This is a genomic window from Burkholderia sp. BCC1972, assembly GCF_905339605.1.
Taxonomy (GTDB): domain Bacteria; phylum Pseudomonadota; class Gammaproteobacteria; order Burkholderiales; family Burkholderiaceae; genus Burkholderia.
Genome location: NZ_CAJPGH010000005.1, coordinates 266,542 through 292,028, shown reverse-complemented (window position 1 = coordinate 292,028; position 25,487 = coordinate 266,542). Strand labels below are relative to the sequence as shown.

General features: G+C 66.8%; 22 protein-coding genes. 12 read left to right on the top strand and 10 right to left on the bottom strand.

The window, feature by feature from the left end; all coding sequences use genetic code 11:
* Nucleotides 1-32: 32 nt before the first annotated feature.
* The 7 genes from U5798_RS10765 to ureG all read left to right on the top strand — a co-directional run bounded on the left by U5798_RS10765 (nucleotide 33) and on the right by ureG (nucleotide 5,471).
* Nucleotides 33-908: an urease accessory protein UreD gene (locus U5798_RS10765; RefSeq protein ID WP_322082024.1), complete on the top strand. Its 876-nt coding sequence runs from the start codon at nucleotides 33-35 to the stop codon at nucleotides 906-908.
* 233 nt (nucleotides 909-1,141) lie between these two features.
* Nucleotides 1,142-1,444 carry an urease subunit gamma gene (gene ureA / locus U5798_RS10760; protein ID WP_006406310.1) on the top strand — a complete coding sequence of 101 codons (303 nt, stop codon included), beginning with the start codon at nucleotides 1,142-1,144 and terminating at the stop codon, nucleotides 1,442-1,444.
* A gap of 7 nt (nucleotides 1,445-1,451) precedes the next feature.
* Entirely contained in the window at nucleotides 1,452-1,757 is a 306-nt protein-coding gene (locus U5798_RS10755; protein ID WP_043181642.1) for an urease subunit beta, read from the top strand.
* A gap of 31 nt (nucleotides 1,758-1,788) precedes the next feature.
* Complete coding sequence (gene ureC / locus U5798_RS10750; protein ID WP_124449113.1) at nucleotides 1,789-3,495, top strand: urease subunit alpha; 1,707 nt, start codon at nucleotides 1,789-1,791, stop codon at nucleotides 3,493-3,495.
* Between the two features lie 18 nt (nucleotides 3,496-3,513).
* Nucleotides 3,514-4,140 (top strand): urease accessory protein UreE, encoded by a 627-nt coding sequence (gene ureE, locus U5798_RS10745; protein WP_322082023.1) that lies wholly within the window; start codon nucleotides 3,514-3,516, stop codon nucleotides 4,138-4,140.
* Nucleotides 4,127-4,807, top strand: a complete 681-nt coding sequence (locus tag U5798_RS10740; RefSeq protein ID WP_124449117.1) for an urease accessory protein UreF — start codon at nucleotides 4,127-4,129, stop codon at nucleotides 4,805-4,807. Before ureE ends, U5798_RS10740 begins: the two co-directional genes overlap by 14 nt.
* Before the next feature lie 16 nt (nucleotides 4,808-4,823).
* The gene (gene ureG, locus U5798_RS10735) at nucleotides 4,824-5,471 is read left to right on the top strand and encodes an urease accessory protein UreG (protein ID WP_124449119.1); all 648 of its coding nucleotides are present in this window, start codon (nucleotides 4,824-4,826) and stop codon (nucleotides 5,469-5,471) included.
* 63 nt (nucleotides 5,472-5,534) lie between these two features.
* Here ureG and waaA read toward each other — a convergent pair whose 3' ends face one another.
* From waaA to U5798_RS10715, 4 genes are all read right to left on the bottom strand, one after another.
* A complete protein-coding gene (gene waaA, locus U5798_RS10730; protein ID WP_124449121.1) occupies nucleotides 5,535-6,896 on the bottom strand; it encodes a lipid IV(A) 3-deoxy-D-manno-octulosonic acid transferase in 1,362 nt (453 codons plus the stop codon).
* A gap of 37 nt (nucleotides 6,897-6,933) precedes the next feature.
* A complete protein-coding gene (locus U5798_RS10725; protein ID WP_124449123.1) occupies nucleotides 6,934-7,818 on the bottom strand; it encodes a Kdo hydroxylase family protein in 885 nt (294 codons plus the stop codon).
* 24 nt (nucleotides 7,819-7,842) lie between these two features.
* Nucleotides 7,843-8,838 carry a lipopolysaccharide heptosyltransferase I gene (gene waaC, locus U5798_RS10720; RefSeq protein WP_124449125.1) on the bottom strand — a complete coding sequence of 332 codons (996 nt, stop codon included), beginning with the start codon at nucleotides 8,836-8,838 and terminating at the stop codon, nucleotides 7,843-7,845.
* Between the two features lie 175 nt (nucleotides 8,839-9,013).
* Nucleotides 9,014-10,408, bottom strand: coding sequence for a phosphomannomutase/phosphoglucomutase (locus U5798_RS10715; protein ID WP_124449127.1), 1,395 nt, complete (start codon nucleotides 10,406-10,408; stop codon nucleotides 9,014-9,016).
* A 255-nt stretch (nucleotides 10,409-10,663) separates the two neighbouring features.
* Between U5798_RS10715 and U5798_RS10710 the strand changes: the two genes are divergently transcribed.
* Genes U5798_RS10710 through U5798_RS10690 form a run of 5 tightly spaced genes read left to right on the top strand, consistent with a single transcriptional unit; the run spans nucleotide 10,664 to nucleotide 16,101 of the window.
* Nucleotides 10,664-11,920, top strand: a complete 1,257-nt coding sequence (locus U5798_RS10710; RefSeq protein WP_322082067.1) for a lipopolysaccharide biosynthesis protein — start codon at nucleotides 10,664-10,666, stop codon at nucleotides 11,918-11,920.
* Nucleotides 11,917-12,741 (top strand): glycosyltransferase, encoded by an 825-nt coding sequence (locus U5798_RS10705; protein WP_124449131.1) that lies wholly within the window; start codon nucleotides 11,917-11,919, stop codon nucleotides 12,739-12,741. Before U5798_RS10710 ends, U5798_RS10705 begins: the two co-directional genes overlap by 4 nt.
* A 51-nt stretch (nucleotides 12,742-12,792) precedes the next feature.
* On the top strand, nucleotides 12,793-13,929 hold the full coding sequence (locus tag U5798_RS10700; RefSeq protein WP_124449133.1) for a glycosyltransferase family 4 protein: 1,137 nt from the start codon (nucleotides 12,793-12,795) through the stop codon (nucleotides 13,927-13,929).
* Nucleotides 13,930-13,944: 15 nt separating this feature from the next.
* Nucleotides 13,945-14,967 carry a UDP-glucose 4-epimerase GalE gene (gene galE / locus U5798_RS10695; protein ID WP_124449135.1) on the top strand — a complete coding sequence of 341 codons (1,023 nt, stop codon included), beginning with the start codon at nucleotides 13,945-13,947 and terminating at the stop codon, nucleotides 14,965-14,967.
* A 27-nt stretch (nucleotides 14,968-14,994) separates the two neighbouring features.
* On the top strand, nucleotides 14,995-16,101 hold the full coding sequence (locus tag U5798_RS10690; RefSeq protein ID WP_124449136.1) for an MraY family glycosyltransferase: 1,107 nt from the start codon (nucleotides 14,995-14,997) through the stop codon (nucleotides 16,099-16,101).
* Nucleotides 16,102-16,170: 69 nt separating this feature from the next.
* Here the strand turns inward: U5798_RS10690 and U5798_RS10685 are convergent, their stop codons facing one another.
* The 6 genes from U5798_RS10685 to U5798_RS10660 form a co-directional block, all read right to left on the bottom strand.
* On the bottom strand, nucleotides 16,171-18,534 hold the full coding sequence (locus U5798_RS10685) for a protease pro-enzyme activation domain-containing protein (RefSeq protein ID WP_322082022.1): 2,364 nt from the start codon (nucleotides 18,532-18,534) through the stop codon (nucleotides 16,171-16,173).
* Nucleotides 18,535-18,869: 335 nt separating this feature from the next.
* Nucleotides 18,870-20,750: a nucleoside-diphosphate sugar epimerase/dehydratase gene (locus U5798_RS10680; protein WP_322082021.1), complete on the bottom strand. Its 1,881-nt coding sequence runs from the start codon at nucleotides 20,748-20,750 to the stop codon at nucleotides 18,870-18,872.
* Nucleotides 20,751-20,762: 12 nt separating this feature from the next.
* A complete protein-coding gene (locus U5798_RS10675; protein ID WP_322082020.1) occupies nucleotides 20,763-21,779 on the bottom strand; it encodes a glycosyltransferase family 4 protein in 1,017 nt (338 codons plus the stop codon).
* A gap of 6 nt (nucleotides 21,780-21,785) precedes the next feature.
* Complete coding sequence (locus U5798_RS10670) at nucleotides 21,786-22,751, bottom strand: SDR family oxidoreductase (protein WP_322082019.1); 966 nt, start codon at nucleotides 22,749-22,751, stop codon at nucleotides 21,786-21,788.
* A gap of 463 nt (nucleotides 22,752-23,214) precedes the next feature.
* Nucleotides 23,215-24,405, bottom strand: coding sequence for a glycosyltransferase (locus U5798_RS10665; protein ID WP_322082018.1), 1,191 nt, complete (start codon nucleotides 24,403-24,405; stop codon nucleotides 23,215-23,217).
* Nucleotides 24,402-25,478, bottom strand: a complete 1,077-nt coding sequence (locus U5798_RS10660; RefSeq protein WP_322082017.1) for a glycosyltransferase family 1 protein — start codon at nucleotides 25,476-25,478, stop codon at nucleotides 24,402-24,404. The genes U5798_RS10665 and U5798_RS10660 overlap by 4 nt, the downstream gene beginning before the upstream one ends.
* Nucleotides 25,479-25,487: the final 9 nt, after the last annotated feature.

The following is a 25,487-nucleotide window of genomic DNA, read 5'->3' as shown; positions in this document are numbered from 1 at the left end:
CACCCGCATCCCTCGTTTCCCGTTCACCGCCGATGTCCGCCCCCGATTCGCACGCCCCGCTGTCCCGCCCCGCCGTCGCCAAGTCGTGGCGCGGCCGCCTCGAACTCGGCTTCGAGCGGCACGGCGCGCGCACGACGCTCGCGCACCGGCTGCACGACGGCCCGCTGCGCGTGCAGCGGCCGCTGTATCCGGAAGGCGACGCGATCTGCCACGCGGTGATCGTCCATCCGCCGGGCGGCGTCGCGGGCGGCGACCGGCTCGACATCGACATCGCGCTCGGCGACGGCACGCACGCGGTGCTGACGACGCCCGGCGCGACCAAGTGGTACAAGTCGAACGGCCTCGATGCGACGCAGCGCATCGGCATCACCGTCGGCCGTGGCGCGAAACTCGACTGGCTGCCGCAGAACAACCTGTTCTTCGACGCATCGCATGCGTCGCTCGATTTCACGGTGACGATCGGCACGGGCGCGAGCGCGATCGGCTGGGACGCGACGCAGCTCGGCCGGCAGGCCGCCGGCGAAACCTGGTCGGCAGGACGCATCGCGTCGACCTCGGCACTCGTCGATGCCGACGGCCGGCCGCTTTGGACCGAACGCGCGCTGCTCGACGCACACGATCCGCTGCGCGGCGCGCTGCAGGGCCTCGCCGGCTTTCCCGCGTACGGCACGCTGTGGGCCGTCGGCGCCGCGTGCGACGCCGCGCTGGCCGAATCGCTCGCCGCCCGGATGCCGTTCGACGGCACGCTGCGCGCGGGCGCGACCTGCGTGACGCCGGGCGTCGTGCTCGTGCGCGCACTGTCGACTTCGATGGAAGCGCTGCAACGCCACTTCACCGACTGCTGGCTGCAGTTGCGGCCGATCGTGCACGGCGTCGACGCACGGCCGCTGCGCCTCTGGCAAACCTGAGCGTTCCGCCGCGCACCGTTTCGGCGCACGGCCGCATCGGTCGCTGCACGCCAGTCATGCACGACGCACCACGAACGCGCATCGCCCCATGTTCCATGCACATGGCACGCGCCTTGCTCCTTTCATAAGCGATACACGACGCACGCAAAACAGCGCGGTGCTACGATGACTCGCGCGCCCGCCTCATTGCATGCGCACCGATAAAAATTACGTTTTCCTGAACGCCTCCCTTCATGAAACTGACTCCCCGCGAGAAGGACAAGCTGCTGATCTTCACGGCAGCGCTGCTGGCCGAGCGCCGTCGCGCGCGCGGCCTGAAGCTCAACTATCCGGAGGCGGTCGCCTTCATCACCGCCGCGCTGATGGAAGCCGCGCGCGACGGCAAGACGGTCGCCGAAGTGATGCACTACGGCACGACGCTGCTCACGCGCGACGACGTGATGGACGGCGTGCCGGAGATGATTCCCGACATCCAGGTCGAAGCGACCTTCCCCGACGGCACGAAGCTCGTGACCGTCCACCACCCGATTCCGTGAGGCCTGCATGATCCCCGGCGAAATCCTCACCGACGACGGCGAACACGAACTGAATGCGGGCCGCGCGACGCTGACGCTCGTCGTCGCGAACACCGGCGACCGCCCGGTGCAGGTCGGCTCGCACTACCACTTCTTCGAAGTCAACGATGCACTGTCGTTCGACCGCGCGGCCGCGCGCGGCTTCCGGCTCAACATCGCGGCCGGCACGGCCGTGCGCTTCGAGCCGGGCCAGACGCGCACCGTCGAGCTCGTCGCGCTCGCGGGCGAGCGCGCCGTCTACGGTTTTCAGGGCAAGGTGATGGGGCCGCTGTAAGCCGCGCCCCGCTCTTCAGGAACAGCACGACATGACACTACGCTTGAGCCGCCGCGCGTACGCGGAAATGTTCGGGCCGACGACGGGCGACCGCGTCCGGCTCGCCGATACCGAACTGCTGATCGAGATCGAACGCGACTTCACGACCTACGGCGAAGAAGTGAAATTCGGCGGCGGGAAGGTGATCCGCGACGGGATGGGCCAGTCGCAGCGCGTGGCGGCCGACGTACCCGACACGGTCATCACGAACGCGGTGATCCTCGATCACTGGGGCATCGTGAAGGCCGACATCGCGCTCAAGCACGGCCGCATCGCGGCGATCGGCAAGGCCGGCAACCCCGACATTCAACCGGGCGTGACGATCGCGATCGGCGCGGCCACCGAAGTGATCGCCGGCGAAGGGCTGATCGTGACGGCCGGCGGCATCGACACGCACATCCACTTCATCAGCCCGCAGCAGATCGACGAGGCGCTCGCGTCGGGCGTCACGACGATGCTCGGCGGCGGCACGGGGCCGGCCACCGGCACCAACGCGACGACCTGCACGCCGGGCCCGTGGCACATGGAGCGGATGCTGCAGGCCGCCGACGGCTGGCCGATCAACCTCGGCTTCCTCGGCAAGGGCAACGCGAGCCTGCCGGAACCGCTCGTCGAGCAGATCGCGGCCGGCGCGATCGGGCTGAAGCTGCACGAGGACTGGGGCACGACGCCCGCCGCGATCGACAACTGCCTGTCGGTCGCCGACGACACCGACACGCAGGTCGCGATCCACACCGATACGCTGAACGAAGGCGGCTTCGTCGAATCGACGGTCGCCGCGTTCAAGGGCCGCACGATCCACACGTACCACACCGAAGGCGCGGGCGGCGGCCATGCGCCCGACATCCTGAAGGTATGCGGCGAGTCGAACGTGCTGCCGTCGTCGACCAATCCGACGCGTCCGTACACGATCAACACGCTCGACGAGCATCTCGACATGCTGATGGTGTGCCATCACCTCGATCCGTCGATCGCCGAGGATCTCGCGTTCGCCGAATCGCGGATCCGCCGCGAGACGATCGCGGCCGAGGACATCCTGCACGATCTCGGCGCGCTGTCGATGCTGTCGTCCGATTCGCAGGCGATGGGCCGCGTCGGCGAAGTGATCATCCGCACCTGGCAGACCGCGCACAAGATGAAGGTGCAGCGCGGCGCGCTGCCGGAAGACGGCACGCGCAACGACAACTTCCGGGCGAAGCGCTACGTCGCGAAGTACACGATCAACCCGGCGATCACGCACGGCATCGCGCACGAAGTCGGCTCGATCGAACCCGGCAAGTGGGCAGACCTCGTGCTGTGGGAACCGGCATTCTTCGGGATCAAGCCGTCGATGATCCTGAAGGGCGGAATGATCGCGATGGCGCAGATGGGCGACCCGAATGCGTCGATCCCGACGCCGCAGCCGGTCCACTATCGCGAGATGTTCGCGACGCGCGGCGGGGCACTCGCCCGCACGTCGCTGACCTTCGTGTCGCAGATGGCCGCCGATGCGGGCATCGCGGAACGCTACGGCCTCGCGAAGCGGATCGTGCCCGTACGTAACTGCCGCAACGTGACGAAGGCAGACATGATCCACAACGCGTGGCGCCCGTCGATCAGCGTCGATCCCGAAACCTACGACGTGATCGCCGACGGCCAGTTGCTCACCTGCGAACCGGCGACGGTGCTGCCGATGGCGCAGCGCTATTTCCTGTTCTGATTCGGAATCCCCAGTTTCATGCGCACCCTCGACAAACGCATTGCCCCGAACGTGAAACTCGCCGCGTCGCTCGTCGCACGCGCGCCGACGCTCACGCTAGCCTATGACGCCCGCTGCAAGAGCCGCCTCGCGGCGACGCTCGACACCGGCGAGGACGTCGCGGTCCTGCTGCCGCGCGGCACGGTGCTGCGCGACGGCGACGTGCTCGTCGCCGACGACGGCGCGCTCGTGCGCATCGCAGCTGCTCCCGAGACCGTGCTGCTGGTGCGGGCCGCCGATCCGCTCACGCTGATGCGCGCCGCATACCATCTCGGCAACCGTCACACGCCGGTCGAGATCGGCGACGGCTACCTGAAGCTCGAAGCCGATCCGGTGCTCGCCGACATGCTGCGCCGGCTCGGCACACAGGTCGAGGAAGCGCGCGTGCCATTCCAGCCGGAGGCCGGCGCGTACGGCGGCGGCCACAAGCCCGGGCACGATGCGACGTTCGCCGAAGATTACGCACTCGCGCAACAGGTGTTCGGCGAACACCACGGCCACTCGCATTCGCATTCGCATTCGCACGATCACGATCACGATCACGATCACGATCATCAGCATGGTCCCGGCTGCACGCACGGCCACCACGGTCATGACCACCACTGAACTCGTCGCGCTGCTGCACCTTGCGTCTCCGGCGCTGCCGATCGGTGCGTACAGCTATTCGCAGGGCCTTGAAGCCGCGCTCGACGCGAACCTCATCCGCGACGCCGATTCCGCGCGCGACTGGATCGCCAGCGGCCTGACCGACGTGCTCGCGCACGGCGAGTTGCCGTTCCTCGCGCACCAGCTCGCACGCTGGCACGCACACGACACGCACGCGCTTGCCGCCGAAAACGCATGGTTCATCGCGAGCCGCGAATCGGCGGAACTGCGCCGCGAAACCGAACAGATGGGCTGGTCGCTCGCGCAACTGTGCGCGTCGCTCGAATGGGGCGATGCCGCGCGCCGCGCGACGCTCGCGTCGATCTCGCCGGTCGCGCTGCCGACCGCGTTCGCCTACGCGGCCGCGATGCACGACGCCGGCGCCGACGCGACGCTTGCCGCGTACGCATTCGGCTGGGTCGAGAACCAGACGTCCGCCGCGCTGAAGGCCGTGCCGCTCGGCCAGCTCGCCGGGCAACGCATCATCGTCGCGCTGCGCGGCGCGATCGACGCGGCCGTGCGCCGTGCGCTCGCGACGCCGCCCGACGCCATCAACACGTTCGCGCCGCAGCTCGGCATCCTGTCCGCGCGGCACGAAACCCAGTACTCGCGGCTGTTCCGCTCCTGAACCTCATCGCCAGACCATGAACGCACCTGCCCCCTCCTCCGCCCGCCGCACGAAGAAACTGCCGCCGCTGCGCGTCGGCATCGGCGGCCCCGTCGGCTCCGGCAAGACCACGCTGCTCGAAATGCTGTGCAAGGCGATGCGCGACCGGTACGACCTGGTCGCGATCACCAACGACATCTATACGAAGGAAGACCAGCGGCTGCTGACGGTGGCCGGCGCGCTGCCCGAGGAACGCATCATGGGCGTCGAGACGGGCGGCTGCCCGCACACGGCGATCCGGGAAGACGCATCGATCAACCTCGAGGCCGTCGACCGGATGCTGTCGCGCTTTCCGGACGCCGACATCGTGTTCATCGAATCGGGCGGCGACAATCTCGCGGCAACCTTCAGCCCCGAGCTGTCGGACCTGACGATCTACGTAATCGACGTCGCGGGCGGCGAGAAGATTCCGCGCAAGGGCGGCCCCGGCATCACGAAGTCCGACCTGCTCGTGATCAACAAGACCGACCTCGCGCCGCTGGTCGGCGCGAATCTCGACGTGATGGCGTCCGACACGCGGAAGATGCGCGGCGAACGGCCTTACGTGATGACGAACCTGAAGGCGCTCGAAGGCGTCGCGGACGTGATCGCGTTCATCGAGAAGAAGGGATTGCTGACGGTCTGAGCACCATCGCGGCGGCTCGCGTCGCCGCCATGCATTCGCGGGCGGCCTTGCGCCGCCCGTCGTCTATTCGTCGCCGGAAGCAGTATCCTGCGCGTCCTGCAACGTACGTTCGCCGCGTTCGGCGGGCGGCAGCAGCGCCGCGAGCACGTCGACCGTGCGCGCGGTCGCACCGCGGTGACGCGATGCGAAGGCCGCGCCGGCCGCTCCCATCGCGATACGCCGCGCCTTGTCGGCGAACAGCGCGTCGAGCACGTGCGCGAGATCGAGCGGATCCGCGACCTGCATCGCCGCACCGGCCGCGACCGCGTCGGCGGTCGCCTGCGTGAAGTTGAACACGTGCGGGCCGATCAGCACCGGCACGCCGACCGCGCACGCTTCGATCAGGTTCTGGCCGCCGAGCGGCAGCAGGCTGCCGCCGATGAACGCGATGTCGGCGGCCGCGTAGTACGCACCGAGCTCGCCCATCGAATCGCCGAGCAGCACCGTCACGTCGTCCGGCAGCCGTTCGGCAGCCGGCCGGCCAGCAGCGAGCGCGGCCGCATCGGCAGCCCACACCGAGCGGCGCACGGACTTGAGCCCGCCGCGCGCGACGAGCGCCTCGACTTCGGCGAAACGCTGCGGATGACGCGGCACGAGCACCAGCAGCGCGCCGGGCGTGCGCATTTCCGCGAACGCCTGCAGCACCAGCGCTTCTTCGTTCTCGCGCGTGCTGGCGGCCACCCACACGGGCCGCGTGCCGATCGCCTCGCGCCACGCATGGCCGCGCGCCGCGAGTTCCGGCGGCGTCGTCATGTCGAACTTCAGGTTGCCGAGCACGGTCACGTTGCGCGCGCCGAGCGACGTCAGCCGCTCCGCATCGGCCGGGCTCTGCGCGAGCACGCGCGAGAAGCCGCCGAACACGTCGCGCGTCGCCGCGCCGAACTTCGCCGCGCGCCGGAACGAACGCGCGGACATCCGCGCATTGGTCAGCACGAGCGGCACGTCCGCGCGACGGCACTCGTCGATCAGCGTCGGCCACACCTCGGTTTCCATCACGAGGCCGAGCGTCGGCCGCCATGCGTGCAGGAAACGCCGCACCGCGCCCGGCATGTCGTACGGCAGGTAGCAGCGGAGCACACGATCGCCGAAGATCTGTTCACCGGTCGCGCGGCCGCTCGGCGTCATGTGCGTGAGCAGGATGCGCACATCGGGGCGCGCGTGCGTCAGCGCGTCGATCAGCGGCTGCGCGGCGCGCGTCTCGCCGACCGACACCGCATGCACCCAGATCAGCGGCGTGCGGTCGTCGCGCGAGCGGCCGGCCACGTGGCCGAAGCGTTCGCCGATGTGCTCGCGATAGCCGCGCTCCTTGCGCGAGCGCACGTAGAGCCGGATGACCGCGGCCGGCGCGACGAGCCACCACAGCGCGCGATAGATCACCCTCAGCATGCGGCGGCCCTCGTGTTACGTCGAAGCAGGTGCGCGCTCAAACCAGCGCCCTGCCCTTCAGGCGTTCGAGAATGCCGAGCGGCGCGCATTCGCGGCGGACCATCGCGTCGACCGGCAGGAAGAACGTCTGCTCGAGCATGAACTGGCCGGACATCACAGCGTGCGAAGTCTGATCCGAGAAACATATCCACACGCTGCCCGGCGGAAACGGCATCGTTTGCTGTGGACAAGTCTTCTGGTAGTCGAGATCGGCCTTCATGCTGTCGTGCAGGTTCAGCATCAGGTGGTCGTACGCGCTGCGCGGCGACTTCGTCACGTGCAGCAGGTTCAGCAGCCACGCGGCGCCCGGCAGTTGCGGCCTGATCGTCGGCAGGAAGCGCTTCGCGACGTCCTCGAACGGCTCGCCGACGCGCCATACGCGCGGCACGCCGGCCGGGTTAACGTTCGTGAACACGCGCAGGATGCGTTCGCCGTAGTTCGGCCGCGACGGGAACGCGTCGACGTGCAGCCGGCTGTCGTCCTTGCGCCACGACGTCTGGCGCGTCTCGACCTGCATCAGCCGCAGGCTCGTCGGCGCGACGCGCAGCTTGCCGCGGTATTCGGGAAAGAGGCCGTCGACGAGCGTGCCGGCCTGCTGCTGGAAGCGCGCGACGAGCGCGCGCACGGCCGACTGCGTGACGCTGTCGCCGAGCACGCCGGCGAGCGCGCCACCGTTCGGCGCGAGGCTGATGTTCTTGCGTTTCGGATCGGCGAGCGCCGGATCGAGCAGCGCTTCCTCGCCGCCTTCGATCGCGAAGCGCAGGTGCGGGAAATACAGCACCTTGCCTTCCTCGACGGCGGCCAGCAACTGCTCGCGCGGCGCCGACAGGTTGTGTCCGCTCCAGTCGGCGGACGGGACTTCGATGATCTGGGATTCGCTCATGATCGGTTCGCGTGTGTGACAGCGTTACAGGAGACCGAAGCCCGCGAGCGCCGACTTCACCTGCGCGATCGACGGGGGCTGCCCCGCCGTGCCGAGATTGACGACGTTCGGCGACCAGTAGCCGCCGGTCCGCCAGGCCGTCGCGAAATTGTACAGTTCGACCGTCGGACGCTTCAGCGCGGCCGCGATGTGAACCAGACCTGTATCAACCCCGACGGTCGCGGCCGCGCCGTCGATCAGGCCGACCACGGCCGGCAGCGACAGCTTCGGCGGCACGATCGCCGCATCGCCGAATTCCTTCGCGAGCCGCTCGCTGGTCGCGCGCTCCGCGTCGTTGCCCCACGGCAGCACGAGCGACGCGCCGCGCCGCACGAGCGCCTGGCCGAGCTCGATCCACGCTGCGTCCGGCCACTGCTTGTCGGCGCGCGACGTCGCATGGACGAACACCACGTACGGCACCGGCAGGTTCAGGCCGAGCGCGGCCACCGCGAGCGCCGCCGCGCGCGTGTCGAGGCCGAAGTCGACCGGATCGGCCGGTGTCGGCGCCGGGTCGTCCAGCGCGGCCGCGACCAGTTGCCGCGACCGCTCGACCACGTGCGTACGCGGCGCGATCGGCACGCGCTTGCGGTAGAAGAAACGCACCGGCCATTCGTAGCCGGCGCCGTCGGTGCGGTTGCCGAGCCCGACGAGCGGCCCGCGCGCCCAGCTCGCGACCCAGGCCGTCTTGATGAGGCCCTGGCAGTCGATCACGAGATCGTACTGCTCGGCCGCGAGGCGCTTGCGAAATGCGCGGATCTCGCGCCACGTGGCGCCCGAGAACGGCTTCTTGCGCCAGCGGCGCAGCGAGAACGGCAGCACGTTGCGCACGCCGTCGACGAGCCGCACGAGATCGACGAAGCTTTCCTCGACGAGCCAGTCGATCTGCGCATCGGGGTGGCGGCGCCGGATATCGGCGATCACCGGCATGTTGTGCACGACGTCGCCCAGCGACGACACGCGCACGATCAGGATCTTTTGCACGCTGAAAAAACGCCGGCTGGCAGCCGGCGACAGGCATAAAGGGGGGATTTTATCTCGCCCGGCGGGCCAGACAGGCAAAAAGCGGCCGCACGCCCGTGGCGTGCGCCGCTTTTCGGGATGGGCGCGGCCGGTGAACCGGCCGTCGCACGGCGGGCGGCCCGCAGGCCGCCGACGTTCAGAACGGCAGCTTGACGTCCGGCTTCGCGGCCGTCAGCACCCGGCGGAAGTCTTCCTGGATGCGCTTGAGCCCTTCCTGCGTCTCGGCTTCGAAGCGCATCACGACGACCGGCGTCGTGTTCGACGAACGCGCGAGGCCGAAGCCGTCCGGGTATTCGACGCGCAGGCCGTCGATCGTCACGACTTCCTCGGCGCCGTCGAACTTCGCCTCTTTCTGCAGCTTGTCGATCAGGCGGAAGTTCTCGCCTTCGTCGAGCCAGAGCTGCAGTTCCGGCGTGCTCATCGCGTCCGGCAGTGCATTGAGCAGCGCGCTCGGGTCGGCCGTCTTCGCGAGGATCTCGAGCAGGCGCGCGCCCGTGTAGAGACCGTCGTCGAAACCGTACCAGCGATCCTTGAAGAACACGTGGCCGCTCATTTCGCCGGCGAGCGGGGCGCCCGTCTCGCGCAGCTTCGCCTTCACGAGCGAGTGGCCCGTCTTCCACATCAGCGGCTCGCCGCCCTTCGACTTGATCCATTGCGCGAGGTGGCGCGTGCACTTCACGTCGTAGATGATCTGCGCGCCCGGATTGCGCGACAGCACTTCTTCCGCGAACAGCATCAGCTGGCGGTCCGGATAGATGATCTGGCCGTCCTTCGTGACGACGCCCAGGCGGTCGCCGTCGCCGTCGAACGCGAAGCCGAGCTCGGCATCGGTGTCCTTCAGCGCCTGGATCACGTCCTGCAGGTTTTCCGGGTGCGCGGGATCGGGATGGTGATTCGGGAACGTGCCGTCGATGTCGGTGAAGCGTTCGACGAGTTCGCAACCGAGCGCCTTGAACAGGCGCGTCGCGAGCGGGCCCGCGACGCCGTTGCCGGCGTCGACGACCAGCTTCAGCGGCCGCGCGAGCTTCACGTCGCCGACGATGCGCGCGATGTACTGATCGGCGACGTCGATTTCCTCATACGTGCCGCTGCCCGTCTCGAAGCGCTCGTCGACGATGCGGCGGTACAGCGCCTGGATCTGCTCGCCGTAGATCGCGGCGCCGCGCAGCACCATCTTGAAGCCGTTGTAGTCGGGCGGGTTGTGGCTGCCCGTGACGACGATGCACGAATCGACGCGGCGCTCGCCGCCCTTCAGCGCCAGCGGCACGTTCGCCGCGAAATAGCCGACGGGCGTGGGCACCATGCCGACGTCGACGACGTCGACACCGGCCGCACGCAGGCCATCGGCGAGTGCGCCGACGAGTTCCGGCCCGGACAGGCGGCCGTCGCGCGCGACGACGACCGCGTCGCCGCCCTGTGCACGCACTTCGCTGCCGAATGCCCGGCCGATCCCGCGCGCCGTGTCGACGTCGAGTGTCTTGCCGACCACGCCACGGATGTCATATGCCTTGAAGATGGATTGGGAGATCATCGATTCTCTTCTCTCTCAGTTGCGTGCATGGAAAATTGTCTGGCTTGGCTGGCCGCCTCTCGCCGGTGCCGCGCATGATACATGCGGCCCCGCAAAACAAGGAACGGAACGGCTGGAGCGGTCGCGATCCCACTTATAATCGCGGGTTTTGATGACGCGCATATCGCCCATTTTAATGCCTAGCCGCTCCGCCGCCGCCAATCCGCAGCCCTCGGGCGTCCCGACGGCCGCCCCGTGCGCGCGCCGCTGCGCCGCATGCTGAAGCGCTTCGGCAACCCGGACGTCGCGAAAGCCGTCGCGAACCTCGTCTGGCTGGGGCTCGAACGGCTCACGCAGATCGGCGTCGCGATCGCGATCAGCGGCCTGCTGGCCCGTTATTTCGGGCCAGATGTGTTCGGCAAATGGCAGTATGCGAATACGCTCCTCCTGGTACTGGCGCCGCTCACCTGGGTGTGCGGCGCGGAAATCCTCGTCCCGACCATCGTCCAGCGCCCGCCCGCCCAACTCGGCGCGGTGCTCGGCAGCGCGTTCGCGCTGCGCATCGCCGTGTCGGCCGCCGCGCTCGTCGCGACCTGGATCGCGATCGCCGCGGGCGCGTTCGATCCGCTGGTCGGCGCGATGCTCGCGGGCCTCGCCGTCACGATGGTGTTCCGCGAGCCGTTCGTCGGCGTGATCAACGCGTGGCTGCAGAGCATGACCTACAGCAAGCCGCAGCTCGTCACCAGCATGGTCACGGCACTCGCCAAGGCGCTGCTCGTGTGGCTGCTGGTGCGCGCGGCCGCCGGCCCCGCCCGCTTCGCGTGGCTATGGGCGCTCGAGGCCGCCGCGATCGGCTTCGCGCTGCTGCTGTACTACCGCCATCGTAACGGCGGCGCGCTCGGCTGGACGTTCGACAGACCGCTGTTCAGGCACTTTGCAACGGCCGGCACCGTGTTCTGGCTCGGGCTCATCTGCATGTACCTGTTCCTGAAGCTCGACCGCCTGATGCTCGAGCGTCACGTGTCGTTCGCCGATCTCGGCCGCTATTCGGCCGCGCAGCAGCTCAACGAGAACTGGATCACGCTCGCGCTGATGCTCGCGCAAACCATCGCGCCCGCCTTCGTCTACCGCGTGCAGGACGTCGCGCGGCTGCGCCGCAACATCGTCCGGCTGATCGCGATGACGGCCGGCCTGATGACGGCCGGCGCGCTCGTGCTCGACGCCGCCGCCCCGCTGATCGTCGGCAAGGTGTTCGGCCGCGGCTACGAGGCGTCGGTCGACATCTTCCGCTGGGCCGTCTGGCTGTCCGTGCCGGCCGGCATCGAGGCGATAGGCAATCTTATCGTTCTCAAATATCAAGCAAAATTCGTGTTGCTGTCGAAATGGCTGCTCGCGCTGGCGATCGCCGTGCTCGTCAACCTGTTCGCGATCCCGCGGCTCGGCCTGTACGGCGCGCTCGTCGGGCTGGCCGCCGGCTACCTGGCCGCGGCCGCCGTCAACTTTTATTACATCCGTTTCAAGCTGCGAACATGACGTCCCCTGACTGCCCGCCCCCGCTCGACGACGTGGCCGTGCTGATGCCGGCCTACAACGGGCACGACGACGTCGTCCGGACCCTCGCGTCGTTTCGCGAGGATGCGCCCGTGCACGTGCTGATCGTCGACGACGGCAGCACGCCGCCGATCGTCGCGCCGGACCTGCCCGGCCTCGCGATCGAGGTACTGCGCATGCCGCAGAACGGCGGCATCGAGCGCGCGCTCGCGGCCGGCATCGACGCGCTCGCGGCGCGCGGCTTCCGCTATGCGGCCCGCATCGACGCGGGCGACTTGGCCGCGCCCCGGCGCCTCGCGAAAGAGCGCGCGTATCTCGGCGCCAACCCGCGCGTGGCCTGCGTCGGCATGTGGACGCAGGTCGTGTCGCGCGCCGGCGAACCGCGTTTCATGCTGACGCCGCCCGCCGATCCGCGCACGCTGCGCCGCACGCGCTTCCTGCGCTCGCCGCTCGTGCATCCTTCGGTGATGCTGCGTATCGACGCCGTGCGCGAAGTGGGCAACTATCGCGCGAAATACCGCGCAGCCGAGGATCTCGATCTTTTTTTACGGTTAATGCAACGCTACGATTGCGCGAACCTGCCGGAACTCGGCCTGTATTACGAACTGAACGAGGGCGGGATCAGTGCGACCAAGCGCCGGCGCCAGCTGGTGTCGACGCTCACGCTGCTGCTGAGCCACTTCAATGCGCTGAACCCGTACGACTGGGCCGGCCTCGCCAAGAACCTGCTGCATTTCGTGACGCCGTACCGTACGTTGCAGCGGATCAAGCAGACGCTGTTCGCCGCGCGGCCGTCCGCTTGACGCGCATCCGGCCCTTTCGGCAATTTCGACGGTTTATTTTTTCTTTTTTTCATGTCCGCCACTTCCCCGCTGCGCATCGCGCTCGTCTGCAACACGGCCTGGGCGATCCATACGTATCGCCACGGGCTGATCCGTGCGCTCGTCGCGCGCGGCGCCGAGGTCATCGTGATCGCGCCGCACGACCGCACCGTGCCGTTGCTCGAGCAGATGGGCTGCCGCTACGTGGCGCTCGCGGTCGCGTCGAAAGGCACGAGCCCGCGCGAGGATCTCGGCACGCTCGCGGCGCTGGTGCGCCACTACCGCGCGCTGCGGCCCGATCTCGTGTTCCATTACACGATCAAGCCGAACATCTACGGGTCGGTCGCCGCGTGGCTCGCGCGCGTGCCGTCGATCGCGGTGACGACGGGGCTCGGCTACGTCTTCATCCAGAAGAGCCGTGCGGCGAGTGTCGCGAAACGGCTGTACCGGTTCGCGTTCCGCTTCCCGCGTGAAGTGTGGTTCCTGAACCGCGACGATCTCGCGACCTTCACCGACGAGCAGTTGCTCGCGCATCCCGACCGCGCACGGCTGCTGCACGGCGAAGGCGTCGATCTCGAACAGTTCGCGCCCGTGCCGCTGCCTGCCGGCGACGCGCCCGTCTTCATCCTGATCGGCCGGCTGCTGTGGGACAAGGGCGTGCGCGAATACGTGGAAGCCGCGCGCATCGTGCGCGGCCGCTTCCCCACCGCACGTTTCCAGCTGCTCGGGCCGCTCGGCGTCGACAACCCGAGCGCGATCGGCCGCGCGGACGTCGACGCGTGGGTCGGCGAAGGCATCATCGACTATCTCGGCGAGGCGCACGACGTGCGCCCGCACATCGCGGCGGCCGACTGCGTCGTGCTGCCGTCGTACCGCGAAGGCGTGCCGCGCACGCTGATGGAAGCCTCGGCGATGGGCCGCCCGATCGTCGCGACCGACGTGCCGGGCTGCCGCGACGTCGTCGCCGACGGCGAAACGGGCTTCCTGTGCCGCGTGCGCGACAGCGCAAGCCTCGCGGAGCAACTGCTCCGCATGATCGAACTCGGAACGACCGGCCGCGACGCGATGGGCGCGCGCGGCCGGAAGAAGGTCGCGGCGGAATTCGACGAGCAGCAGGTCGTCGAACGCTACCGGCAGACCATTCGTTCGTTGACCGGTATCACCCTCTGAAGGAGCGCATCTGCAATGACCGCTAAAGGCACCATCCTCGTTACCGGCGGCGCGGGCTATATCGGCTCGCACACGGCCGTCGAGCTGCTCGACAACGGCTACGATGTCGTGATCGTCGACAACCTCGTCAACAGCAAGGCCGAGTCCGTCCGGCGCATCGAGCAGATCACGGGCAAGACGCCCGCGTTCCACCAGGTCGACGTGTGCGACGAAGCCGCGCTCGCGAAGGTGTTCGACGCGCACCCGATCACCGGGACCATCCATTTCGCGGCGCTCAAGGCCGTCGGCGAATCGGTCGCGAAGCCGCTCGAGTACTACCAGAACAACATCGGCGGCCTGCTCGCCGTGCTCAAGGTCATGCGCGAGCGCAACGTCAGGCAGTTCGTGTTCAGCTCGTCCGCGACCGTGTACGGCGTGCCCGAGCGCTCGCCGATCGACGAATCGTTCCCGCTGTCGGCAACGAACCCGTACGGCCAGTCGAAGCTGATCGCCGAACAGATCCTGCGCGATCTCGAGGTGTCCGATCCGTCGTGGCGCATCGCGACGCTGCGCTACTTCAACCCGGTCGGCGCGCATGCAAGCGGCCTGATCGGCGAGGATCCGGCCGGCATCCCGAACAACCTGATGCCGTACGTCGCGCAGGTCGCGGTCGGCAAGCTGGACAAGCTGCGCGTGTTCGGTTCCGACTACCCGACGCCGGACGGCACGGGCGTGCGCGACTACATCCACGTCGTCGATCTCGCGAAGGGGCACATCGCCGCGCTCGACGCGCTGGCCAAGCGCGACGCGAGCTTCGTCGTGAACCTCGGCACCGGCCAGGGCTACAGCGTGCTGGAAGTCGTGCGTGCGTTCGAGAAGGCGTCGGGCCGCCCGGTGCCGTACGAGCTCGTCGCGCGCCGTCCGGGCGATATCGCCGAGTGCTACGCGAACCCGCAGGCCGCGGCCGACATCATCGGCTGGCGCGCGACGCTCGGTATCGAAGAAATGTGTGCCGATCACTGGCGATGGCAGGAGGGGAACCCGCGCGGTTTTGTATAATCCGCTGTCCATTTTTCGAGCGATCCCATGCTCAGCTTCGCGTCCGGCTTCATCGTCTCCCTGCTCGTTACGCTGTTCATCGTGCGCTATGCGCACCTTCACGAGAAATTCTCGGTCGACAGCGATCTGGCCGGCGTGCAGAAATTCCACGTGCGGCCCGTGCCGCGGGTCGGAGGCATCGGGATCCTCGCCGGGGTCGTCGTTGCCGCGCTGGTGCTGTCCCGGCGCTATCCGACGATCTCCGGCAGCATTCTCGGGATCGCTGCCTGCGGGCTGCCCGCTTTCCTGTCCGGCCTCGTCGAGGACCTGACCAAGCGCGTGTCGCCGCGCGCACGGCTGCTCTGCACGATGGGCGCGGCCGCGCTGGCGTTCTGGCTGCTCGGTATCGCGGTCAAGCGCATCAGCGTGCCGCCGCTCGATTTCCTGCTCGGCTACGTCGTCATCTCGGCGTTCATCACCGTGCTCGCGGTCGCGGCGCTCGCGAACGCGATCAACATCATCGACGGGTTCAACGGGCTCGCATCGATGGTCAGCTTCATGATGTTCGCGTCGCTTGCGTATGTCGCATTCCACGTCAACGACCCGGTCGTGATGTCCGCGTCGATCATCATGATGGGCGCCGTGCTCGGCTTCTTCCTGTGGAATTTCCCGGCCGGGCTGATCTTCCTCGGCGACGGCGGCGCGTACTTCATCGGCTTCATGCTCGCGGAGCTCGCGATCATGCTCGTGATGCGCAACCACGAGGTGTCGGCGTGGTACCCGGTGCTGCTGTTCATGTACCCGATCTTCGAGACCTGTTTCTCGATCTACCGGAAGAAATTCATCCGCGGGATGTCGCCGGGGATTCCGGACGGCGTGCATCTGCACATGCTGGTGTACAAGCGGCTGATGCGCTGGGCCGTGGGGACGAAGCATGCGCACGACCTGACGCGGCGGAATTCGCTGACCTCACCTTATCTGTGGCTGCTGTGCCTCGTCGCGGTGATTCCGGCGACGCTGTTCTGGCGGCATACGGTGCACCTGTTCGTGTTCGTCGTGCTGTTCGCGCTGACGTATGTGTGGCTTTATCTCAGCATCGTAAGGTTCAGGGCGCCGCGGTGGATGGTGGTGCGCAAGGAAAGGCGCGGGCATTGAGCGGCCTGTCGCCGGCCGAAGCCGGCGGTTTCCAGTGCATCAAGGCGCGCCCACGCAACGAACAGGACACTAGCTTCCCGATGTATTGGTGCTCCAGTGCGGCACTTGCGTATAGATCACGACGTTACCGTCGTCCTGGATGTACGTGACTGCACCCGGATTTCCACTGGTGCTGGAATACCAGAGCGGCGTGTGCGTCGAGCTGTAGACGACCAGATTGCCATCCGTTTGCATCGAGGCATATGCGCCCGCATGACCGAACGTACCGGAATTCCACTGCGGAACGCCTTGGCGAAGCAGCACCAGATTGCCGTCCCCCTGCATGACCAGCACGTTTGCGCCGTTGCCTGAAGTAAAGCCCTGGCCGCTGCTGATGGTGACGCCGCCCTTCCAGACGGCAGGGCCGCTCGAGGAATTGACATATCCCGTCGTAGCAGTCGCGGTGGAAAATACCGGAACATCCGATTCGTAGATCACCATGTTGCCGTCGTCCTGAACGGACAGGTATTGAGCATGAGACGTGCCATTGGTCGACGACGACCAGAGCGCCCTGCCACTCGCGCTGTAGACCACAAAGTTGCCATCAGTCTGGAAGGCCGCATAGGCGCCTGCATTTCCGGAAGCTCGGGAATTCCACACCGCAACGCCATTGGTCGTGTTGTAAAGCACGAGGTTGCCGTCGTATTGCATGGTGAGTACATGGTTCCTGGACGGCGAGTACAGCGTTTGTCCCGGGTTGAGTGTCGTACCTTCATTCACGACACCGCCGTAGATGGGAGACGTTGGAGCGCATATTGCGGAATGCAGGACGCTTATGTTCGGCGTGCCCCAGCCGGTGACAAAGTCCCATCCCGGGCCGGCGCTGTATGCGCCGTTCGACCCGTAAGTGACATCGCGAAAGATGGCCGGAGTAGTTGCTTGCACGCTGTATAACGTGGGCGCAGCGAATCCCGGGGCCGTCGCGCACGAGTTGGAGAGCATGCGCGCCCAGGTTGCCGCAAACAGGGGCGCGGCCAGACTTGTCCCTCCCACGATCTGCAGTTGTCCACCGACAATGACCTGCGCACCGCTTTGGGGATCGGCATCAAACGCAAGATCCGGGACGCCCCGATAGGCCCGCCCATTGAGTTGGGACAGGTTCGACTGCCAAGCGGGAATGGGCTCCACGACGCTGATGCCGCCACCGCTGTCGCCCCAGGCCGTCTCGCCGGCATAGCTTCCATTCGCGTTCGTATACAGGCTTGTGCCACCCACGGCTACGACATAGGGGGAGCTTGCCGGATATTCGACCGAGGTGCCGGAACAGCCGTAGGCGACGCTGCCCGAATCCCCCGAGCTGACCGAGAAAGTCTGCCCTTGCGCGACGGCGAGTTTGAGCAGCAGATCGATCGATGCCGTTGGTGCCTGGTTCTCGCATCCGCCAATGGACATGTTGATGACCCGGGAGGTATTGCCTGCCACCGCCAGATTGATGGCGGAAGCCATATCGATCCACGCGAAGGATGACGCCACGTAGAATTCGAGTTGCTTGAGGCCGCCGGACATTCCGACAATGCTCTGGCTATCGAGCGACCATTCGACGTTCGCGTGCGTGTCCGCACTTGGTATCCCGGCATTGAAGACCGAGACGGGTACCGCGGGAAGCTGGTTGTTGTTTTCGAAGGTGGTCAGGTCGATAAGCGGCTGTGTCAGGTTTCCTTCGGCAATGATCCCCACCGTGATATCGCGGGCCGCTGGAGCGCTGCCGACGGAATAGATGCCTGGAAAAGCCGTCGGGTTATGACCTACCGTGATTGCGGCTGTCGACGGCGCGTTTGCATTTTGCGCACCGCCCGCGAGCGGAACCCGGACGACGCTGTGCGTATGCAAGCGGGTCGCCGTATCCAGTCCCAAAACCGATTGAACAACCCCGCTGATCGCATCGGGCACTGTCTCGGCGGTGAGGTTGACATGCGTCCGGCTGCCATCCGCCATCGCGACCGGCACCAGCGTCGTCCTGAACACGCCGGATACCACATTGGCCGCGGCATCGGCTTCGACGATCATGTTGTTGCCGGCTACTTTGATGTTAGTGAAGCCATTACTTCGCAGGTAGGCCTTCACAGTCGAGACCTGTTCGGCCGTGGGAGCGTACTGCGCGACGACCTGCGCCGAAGTCAGCACGGCGCCGAAATTGGCGCTGCCACGAGTCCTTGCCTGCTGCAAAAACCTGTCTAATGCGACTTCATTGTTGAGCTTGAGTACCAACGCAACATGAACGGACGTCGTGGCGCTTAACGGCGCCAAACCCACGACATTGCCCGCGGCCCGCAGTTCCGACAACTTGTACGCCTGCGCAGTGACCGCCGTCGGACTGTCGCCGCCCCCGCAGCTTGCAAGCGCGAGCACCGCGAGTGCCGCGATCACCGATCTGGCAATGTGCTCGGTCTCCATCGGATTGGTCTCTGTTCTGGATTATTTATTTAAATTTTTTTCAATCCATTTCTTTAATGCAGCATCCGATTGCCAATTGGCGTTCCAGCCAAATTCAATTCCGTTGATGAACCATATGCAGAAATCAGCCAGCAGTCAAATAAGCTCGGCGCGCGGGTGCGAACGGACTAAACCCTGCATTAATTCGAATAATGTCGCCGCGCATTTCCTGCAGGTGACATGCAATCAAGGGGGCCAGCAAACCCCGCAAACAAAAATGCCGTCCAGTACGCTACTGAACGGCATGGATTCCGCGAGACACCTGGTTTGGGCGATGCGACGACCGGTCGACGCGATCACTCGCCGGAAACCGCCCGCTTCGGCACGCTCTGCAGCACCGGCGTAATCGCCGTCTGATACTCCGGCACCCAGCGCCGCAGGTCACGCCGCACTTCGTCGTCGGACAGCACGCGGTGCTGCATCAGCCACGGCAGCAACTCGTCGAGGAGATTGTCCGGCACTTCGCGCGCCCGCGCGATCCGCAGTTTCGGGTGCGGCGTGCGCGTCGTCGCCTCGTCGTCCGCGAGCAGTTCCTCGTAGAGTTTCTCTCCGGGCCGCAGCCCGGTGAATTCGATGCGGATCTGTTCTTCCGAGAAGCCGTATAAGCGAATCAGGTCACACGCGAGATCAACGATCTTCACCGGCTCGCCCATGTCGAGAATGAAGATCTCGCCGCCCTGCCCCATGCTCGACGCCTGCAGCACGAGCTGCGACGCTTCCGGGATCGTCATGAAGAACCGCGTGATCTCCGGGTGCGTGACCGTCACCGGGCCGCCCTTCGCGATCTGCTGCTGGAATTTCGGAATCACGCTGCCCGCACTGCCGAGCACGTTGCCGAAGCGCACCGTCTCGAACTGCGTCCGCCCGCTCGTCTGCTGCAATGCCTGGCAGGCCATTTCGGCGAGGCGCTTGCTCGCGCCCATCACGTTGGTCGGATTGACGGCCTTGTCGGTCGAGATCAGCACGAAGTGACGCACGTCGTGGCGAATCGCCGCGCGCGCCACGCGATACGTGCCGAGCACGTTGTTGCGCAGTGCCTGCCACGCGTTGTGCTCCTCCATCAGCGGCACGTGCTTGTAGGCGGCCGCATGGAACACGATGTGCGGCGCATGGCGCGACATCACCTGGTCGAGCAGCAGCGAATCCTTCGCATCGCCGATGATCGGCAGCACGGGCAAGTCGGGGAATCGCTCGCGCAGCTCCTCGGTGAGCCGGTACATCGCGTATTCGGACAGGTCGAATGCAACCAGTTGCGCCGGCGCGAAGCGCAGGATCTGCCGGCACAGCTCGGAGCCGATCGAACCGCCCGCGCCCGTCACCATCACGACGCGGCCGCGCAGCAGCGCCTCGACGTGCGGCGTGTCGATCGTCACGGCATCGCGGCCGAGCAGATCCTCGAGATCGATGTTCCGGACCTGCGACAGGAAGCCCTGCCCCGGCATCAGCGCGGTCAGCGACGGCAGCACCATCGCCTTCACGCCGGCACGCACGCACAGGGTCGCGACGCGACGCTGCGTCTCGACCGACGCCGACGGAATCGCGATGATCGCGTACTCGACCTTCATCGCATCGGTCCAATGCTTCAGGTCGTTGAACGAGCCCAGCACCTTGTAGCCGTAGATTTCGCGGCCCTGCTTCGTGACGTCGTCGTCGAGCAGGCCGACGAGGCGCCATTCGCCGGAACGCGACAGCTCGCGCGCAAGACTCGCGCCGGCCGTGCCGGCGCCGAGCACCAGCACCGGCTTGCCCTTGCCGACGAGCCCGCCGTACAGGTAGTACTCCTTCGTCGCACGATACAGCGCGCGCGCGCCGCCCATCGCCAGGAACAGCATCAGCGGCGACACGAGCAGCACCGAGCGCGGAATGATCGGCTGCGGCTGGAACATCACGGCGCCGATCATCACGATCACGCCGCCGCCGACCACCGCCTTCGCGATGCGCATCAGGTCGGGCAGGCTCGCGAACACCCACAGGCCGCGATACAGGCCGAACCCGTGGAACATCAGCGCGAAGATGGGCAGCACCCAGGTCAACGCCATCAGCGCGCCGCTCAGGAAATCATGCGGAACGCTGCCGTTGAAACGAACGAGATAAGCGAACAACCACGCGGCCACAACCGCCGTCAGGTCGAACAGGAAAGCACTCAATGACAGCCAAGATGCCTTGGAACGCAACATCGGCGGGAAACCTCAAGAATTGTTTTCGGCGGCCGCCTGAAACCGGCGCCAACGCATGTCGATCAACCATCCGAACCATGCCAGGACGCCATACCACGCGAGGAACGACAGCCATTGCTGCAGTTCGGGGCGGCCCTTTGCCCACACGGCGACAATTATGCCCGCGAGCATGATGAGGTACCAATAAAGAGCGGTCCGACCGTGGCTAACGCCCGATCGGACCATCCTTTGATAATAGTGCTCGCGGTGCGCTTGCCAGAACTTTTCTCCGAGTAACAAGCGTCTCAAAAGTGTTACAGATGCATCGGCAATAAAGGGCGCGAACACCATCGCCGGGAACCAGATCGGCCAGACATCGGTACGCCAGCCCCAGTAGCCCAGCGCACCGGCCAGGAATCCGAGCGGAATCGAGCCTGCGTCACCGAGGAACAGTCTCGCCGGGTGGAAATTGAGCAGTAGAAAGCCCAGCGCCGCGCCGGCGACCGCCGCGCCCGCCACGACGAGATCGGGCGACGGATGCGCGCCGCCGAGCGCCGCGACCGCGTACCCGCCGAAGCCGAACAGCGCCATGCCGCCCGCGAGGCCGTCGGCACCGTCCATGAAGTTGTACAGGTTCGTCAGCCACACCATCGCGAAACCCACGCCCGCGAGCAGCCACCAGGGTGCATCGGCAGGGTACACGACGACCAGCGCGACGACTGCCGCGAGGTGCGCCGAGAACCGCACACGGGCCGGCAACCCGCGCCGGTCGTCGATCTGCGACATCGCGGCGAGTCCTGCGGCGGCGACGGCAATCAGCCAGAGTCGCGGCGCCAGCGCCAGCAGTGCGACGACGCAGACCGGCACGATGCCCCATCCGCCGACGCGCGGTGTCGGCAGCGTATGGAGCGAACGATCGTTCGGAACGTCAGTGGCAAGACGCCAGGCCAACCCGGTGGCGAGCAGTACGCGGAGAATCGTCGTCGAGGCGAACGCGGCGGCCAGAGCCACCGCGGCCGTGGTGAGCCAGGTGGGATTCGCGAGAAGCATGTGGCTTTATTTTCGTGTATCGCGCGAACGATACCATGCGGCGGTCGCTTCGAGGCCCTGGCGGGTCGTATAGGGCGGATGCCAGCCCAGCACGCGCTTGATCCGGCCCGTGTCGAGCTGCAGGCTTCCGGTCAGCCGGTCGATGGCCGCACTGCGACCCGTCAGCTTGCCGAGCACACGCAACAGCGCCGGCGGCACCGCGATCAGCCGGGCCGACCGGCCAAGCGCGTCGCCGACGAGGCGCAGCAGGCCCGCGACCGACGGTGCATCGTCGTCGGCGACGTGAAAGCATTCGCCGGCCGCGCGCGGGTCGATTGCGCAACGCAGCAGCGCATCGGCGAGGTTGTCGACGTAGACGATGCTGCGGCGCGCCGAAACCGAGCCGAGCGGCAACGGCATCCCGCGCGCGACCGCGTCCATCATCCGCAGGAAGTTGGCGCGGACGGACGGGCCGTAGACGAGCGGCGGACGAACGACGACGACGTCGAGCCCCGCCGACGCGCCGAATTGCGCGAGCTGGCGCTCTGCCCGCAGTTTCGAACGGCCGTATGCGTCCTGCGGATCGGGTTCGGAAGCCTCGGACAGCGGCACCCCGCCGTCGCCTTCACCGACCGCCTTGATGCTGCTCGCGAACACGATGCGGCGCACGCCGTGATGGCGTGCCGCCTCGGCGAGACGCAGCGTGCCGGCGACGTTGGTGGCGTCGAACGCGGCGTCGGGATCGGGCGACTCGTCGCGCATCACGTGTACGCGCGCGGCGAGATGGATCACGCAATCGGCGGCCAGGTCGGCGGGCCACGCTTCAGTCAGCGCATCGAAATCGGCGGTGTCGTGCACCCACTCGCGCACGCCGTCGATGCAGCCGCCCGGACGCCGCACCAGGGCGGTAACCGTGTGCCCGGCTTCCAGCGCGCGGCGGCAGACTGCGCGGCCGACGAAGCCGTTCGCGCCGGTGACGACGAGGTGGGTCATCGCCGCCTCCCGCCCGGTCGGCTGACGGCCCTGTGAATGGGCGTCATGGCGGTTGCACCGGCCGGCAGCGCCTGCCGACGTGTGTGGCCACCCGACCGTGAGGCAGAAACGAACACGCCGGAATCTCGCAGACGGAGAAAAAGTCGATCGCCGCTGCGATCGACCATCGGCGCCGTCCGACCGGCATCCGGCGGTGCGTCGATGCATGCATGGCCGGTTACAACCATATGGAAATATGATGTGATGTTCGGGTTCCGAATCAGATGACAAACGCGCGCGCTCCGGCCTGCTCGCGAGACAGCGACATCGCCGGCGCGCAATCCCGACCGGCAACCGTGAGCCGCGCGTGCCGATGGTGCCGCATGAATTCGCGGCCATTGTAACCGTGCCGACCGGCCGCAACCAAGCCGCGCACCTCGCGTCCGCAGCAGCGCTTGTGCCTGCAAACCGGGCGGGCTGCGGCTCAGGCCAGCAACGCGCCCACCTTGTCGACGAGCGGTGCGACCATCCGCTCCCATCCGTGCTCGCGTTCGACGAAGGTGCGCGCCCGCGCCGCCATCTCGATCGCCGCAGCCTCGTTGGCGACGAGCCGCTCGATGCGGTCGACGAATTCCTCCGGCGTGTCCGCAATCAACAGATCCTGGCCGCTCTCTGCACCCAGGCCCTCGTGGCCCAGTGACGTAGTGACGACGGGCAACCCGAGTGCCATGTACTCGAGAATCTTGTTCTGCACGCCAGCGCCAATGCGCATCGGGCATACGCCGATCGCGCCGTCGAACGCGGCTTGCGCGACCGACTCCACGCGGCCGGTCACATCGACGCCGTCGTACGCGCGAAATTGTTCGGCCAGTGCGGGGGCGATGGACCCGACGATCCGGAAACGATAGTCGGCGCGCTTGCGCAGCAACGGCAGCACGGCGTCCGCGAAGAAGTGACACATGTCCTGGTTCTGGACCGTACGCATGTCGCCGATGAAGATCAGGATCCGGCTCGCCGTGCTCCGCGCCGTGTAAGGCAGGTTCGACAGATCGACACCGTTCGAGCACACCATCACCTTCGCGGCGGACGCCCCCGGAAACAGGTAGTCGCGATCGGTCCTCGAAACCAGCACCGACAGGTCGAAATCGTCGACGATCGTGCGCTCGTAGTCGAGCAGGCGTTTCGCCTCGATGCCGAACACGCGCGACTTCAACCCACGCGCATTCTTCAACTGCTTCACACGGCTGTAGTTGAGCGAGATCGCATCGGTCATTTCCAGGATGCGTGGCTTGCCCGATTTGCGGACATATTCGGCGCAGCGCACGAGATGCACGAATGCGCCGTCGTGCGACGGCAGCAATCGCGCCACGGCCTTCTCGAACGCACGACTCCGGTAGTACGCGACCTGCAGCGGCGTGCGCGTGGGCAGCGCGAGCAACGTGTTGATGTACGACCGCCGGCGGGACAGGAAAACCCGTTCGACCCGATCGAACACGCCATCGTCCGGCAACGCGGCGTGCATCTCTTCGTCGGTGTCGCACATGCTCAGCAGCGTCAACGAGTAATGGCGGGACAGCACGCGGCAGAGATGGTAGATCCGCAGCTTGTCGCCGCCGATCACCGGATACGGAAACCGGGGCGTCAGCACCAGCAACTTCTTTTTGTCCCCGCTCATGACAGACGCGCCCAGAAATCCTGAATCGACGGACGAACGGCGGACGCCGAGAAGGTACGCGCGCGGTCCATGCCGGCGCCGGCCGCTACATCGAATCGCTTACTGTCGTCCCACACCCTGCGGATTTGTTCCGCCATGTCTTCCACCGAATAAGGATCGAACTGCAGACCGCAGTCGCCGACGATTTCAGGCATCGACGTCGTGTTGCTGCACGCGACGGGCGTCCCGGACGCCATCGCTTCCAGCAATGGAATCCCGAACCCTTCGAATAACGAAGCAAAGATGAATGCGCGGGCCTGGCGGTACTGCTCGCGCAGCTCCTCCCGCGACACATAGCCGAGTAGTTCGACGACACCCGTCAACCCGAGGGCGTCCGCCCGACCGTAAAAATGCGCGTGGTGATCGGCCTTGATCCCGGCGATCCTCAGCCGTGCATCGTCGCCAAGAGCAGGCCGCGCCACGGCAAAGGCCTGCAGCAGACGATCGACGTTCTTGCTCGGCACCTCGCCCGCCACCGTGAACAGGTACGGCTGGCGCGCGACCCGACTCACCGGCGACGCGAACCAGTCGTCCGAAATCATGCACGGAATGACGGGGACATCCGCCTCGCGCAACCCGAACCGATCCATCAACTCACGCTGCGTGAACCGCGAGATGGTGAGCACGGCGTCAGCCCGCCGCACGAGCCGCGGCACCACCTGACGACGGTACATGCGCCCGACGGTCTGGTACAGCGACCGAGCAGGCGGCAGTACATGCCACGGCTTCAGGTAGATCAGGTCGTGGACGACCGCGACTACCCGTGTGTTGCCGGTGGACCGCAGCGGCCCCGTGTTGTACGGGCACAGCAGGTAGTCGAGCTTCTGCTCACGGCACAGGCGGGGCAATTCGACCTGCTCCCACCACGGGAAGAACCCGCGCCCCGCGCTGACGCACGGCCACTCGTCGGCACGTACGCCGCTTGGACCCAGGCCCAACACCGACGCGCCAACCGGCTCCACCAATTGTCGGGCGTAGCGCCCCATGCCGCGGTAATTGCCCACCATCCAGGTGATATCCACCCCCAACTTCACGCAGCGCTC

Coding starts and splice junctions, on each gene's coding strand:
- U5798_RS10765 (WP_322082024.1), top strand. CDS start 33: ATGTCCGCCCCCGATTCGCACGCCCCGCTGTCCCGCCCCGCCGTCGCC.
- ureA (WP_006406310.1), top strand. CDS start 1,142: ATGAAACTGACTCCCCGCGAGAAGGACAAGCTGCTGATCTTCACGGCA.
- U5798_RS10755 (WP_043181642.1), top strand. CDS start 1,452: ATGATCCCCGGCGAAATCCTCACCGACGACGGCGAACACGAACTGAAT.
- ureC (WP_124449113.1), top strand. CDS start 1,789: ATGACACTACGCTTGAGCCGCCGCGCGTACGCGGAAATGTTCGGGCCG.
- ureE (WP_322082023.1), top strand. CDS start 3,514: ATGCGCACCCTCGACAAACGCATTGCCCCGAACGTGAAACTCGCCGCG.
- U5798_RS10740 (WP_124449117.1), top strand. CDS start 4,127: ATGACCACCACTGAACTCGTCGCGCTGCTGCACCTTGCGTCTCCGGCG.
- ureG (WP_124449119.1), top strand. CDS start 4,824: ATGAACGCACCTGCCCCCTCCTCCGCCCGCCGCACGAAGAAACTGCCG.
- waaA (WP_124449121.1), bottom strand. CDS start 6,896: ATGCTGAGGGTGATCTATCGCGCGCTGTGGTGGCTCGTCGCGCCGGCC.
- U5798_RS10725 (WP_124449123.1), bottom strand. CDS start 7,818: ATGAGCGAATCCCAGATCATCGAAGTCCCGTCCGCCGACTGGAGCGGA.
- U5798_RS10715 (WP_124449127.1), bottom strand. CDS start 10,408: ATGATCTCCCAATCCATCTTCAAGGCATATGACATCCGTGGCGTGGTC.
- U5798_RS10710 (WP_322082067.1), top strand. CDS start 10,664: ATGCTGAAGCGCTTCGGCAACCCGGACGTCGCGAAAGCCGTCGCGAAC.
- U5798_RS10705 (WP_124449131.1), top strand. CDS start 11,917: ATGACGTCCCCTGACTGCCCGCCCCCGCTCGACGACGTGGCCGTGCTG.
- U5798_RS10700 (WP_124449133.1), top strand. CDS start 12,793: ATGTCCGCCACTTCCCCGCTGCGCATCGCGCTCGTCTGCAACACGGCC.
- galE (WP_124449135.1), top strand. CDS start 13,945: ATGACCGCTAAAGGCACCATCCTCGTTACCGGCGGCGCGGGCTATATC.
- U5798_RS10690 (WP_124449136.1), top strand. CDS start 14,995: ATGCTCAGCTTCGCGTCCGGCTTCATCGTCTCCCTGCTCGTTACGCTG.
- U5798_RS10685 (WP_322082022.1), bottom strand. CDS start 18,534: ATGGAGACCGAGCACATTGCCAGATCGGTGATCGCGGCACTCGCGGTG.
- U5798_RS10680 (WP_322082021.1), bottom strand. CDS start 20,750: ATGTTGCGTTCCAAGGCATCTTGGCTGTCATTGAGTGCTTTCCTGTTC.
- U5798_RS10675 (WP_322082020.1), bottom strand. CDS start 21,779: ATGCTTCTCGCGAATCCCACCTGGCTCACCACGGCCGCGGTGGCTCTG.
- U5798_RS10670 (WP_322082019.1), bottom strand. CDS start 22,751: ATGACCCACCTCGTCGTCACCGGCGCGAACGGCTTCGTCGGCCGCGCA.
- U5798_RS10665 (WP_322082018.1), bottom strand. CDS start 24,405: ATGAGCGGGGACAAAAAGAAGTTGCTGGTGCTGACGCCCCGGTTTCCG.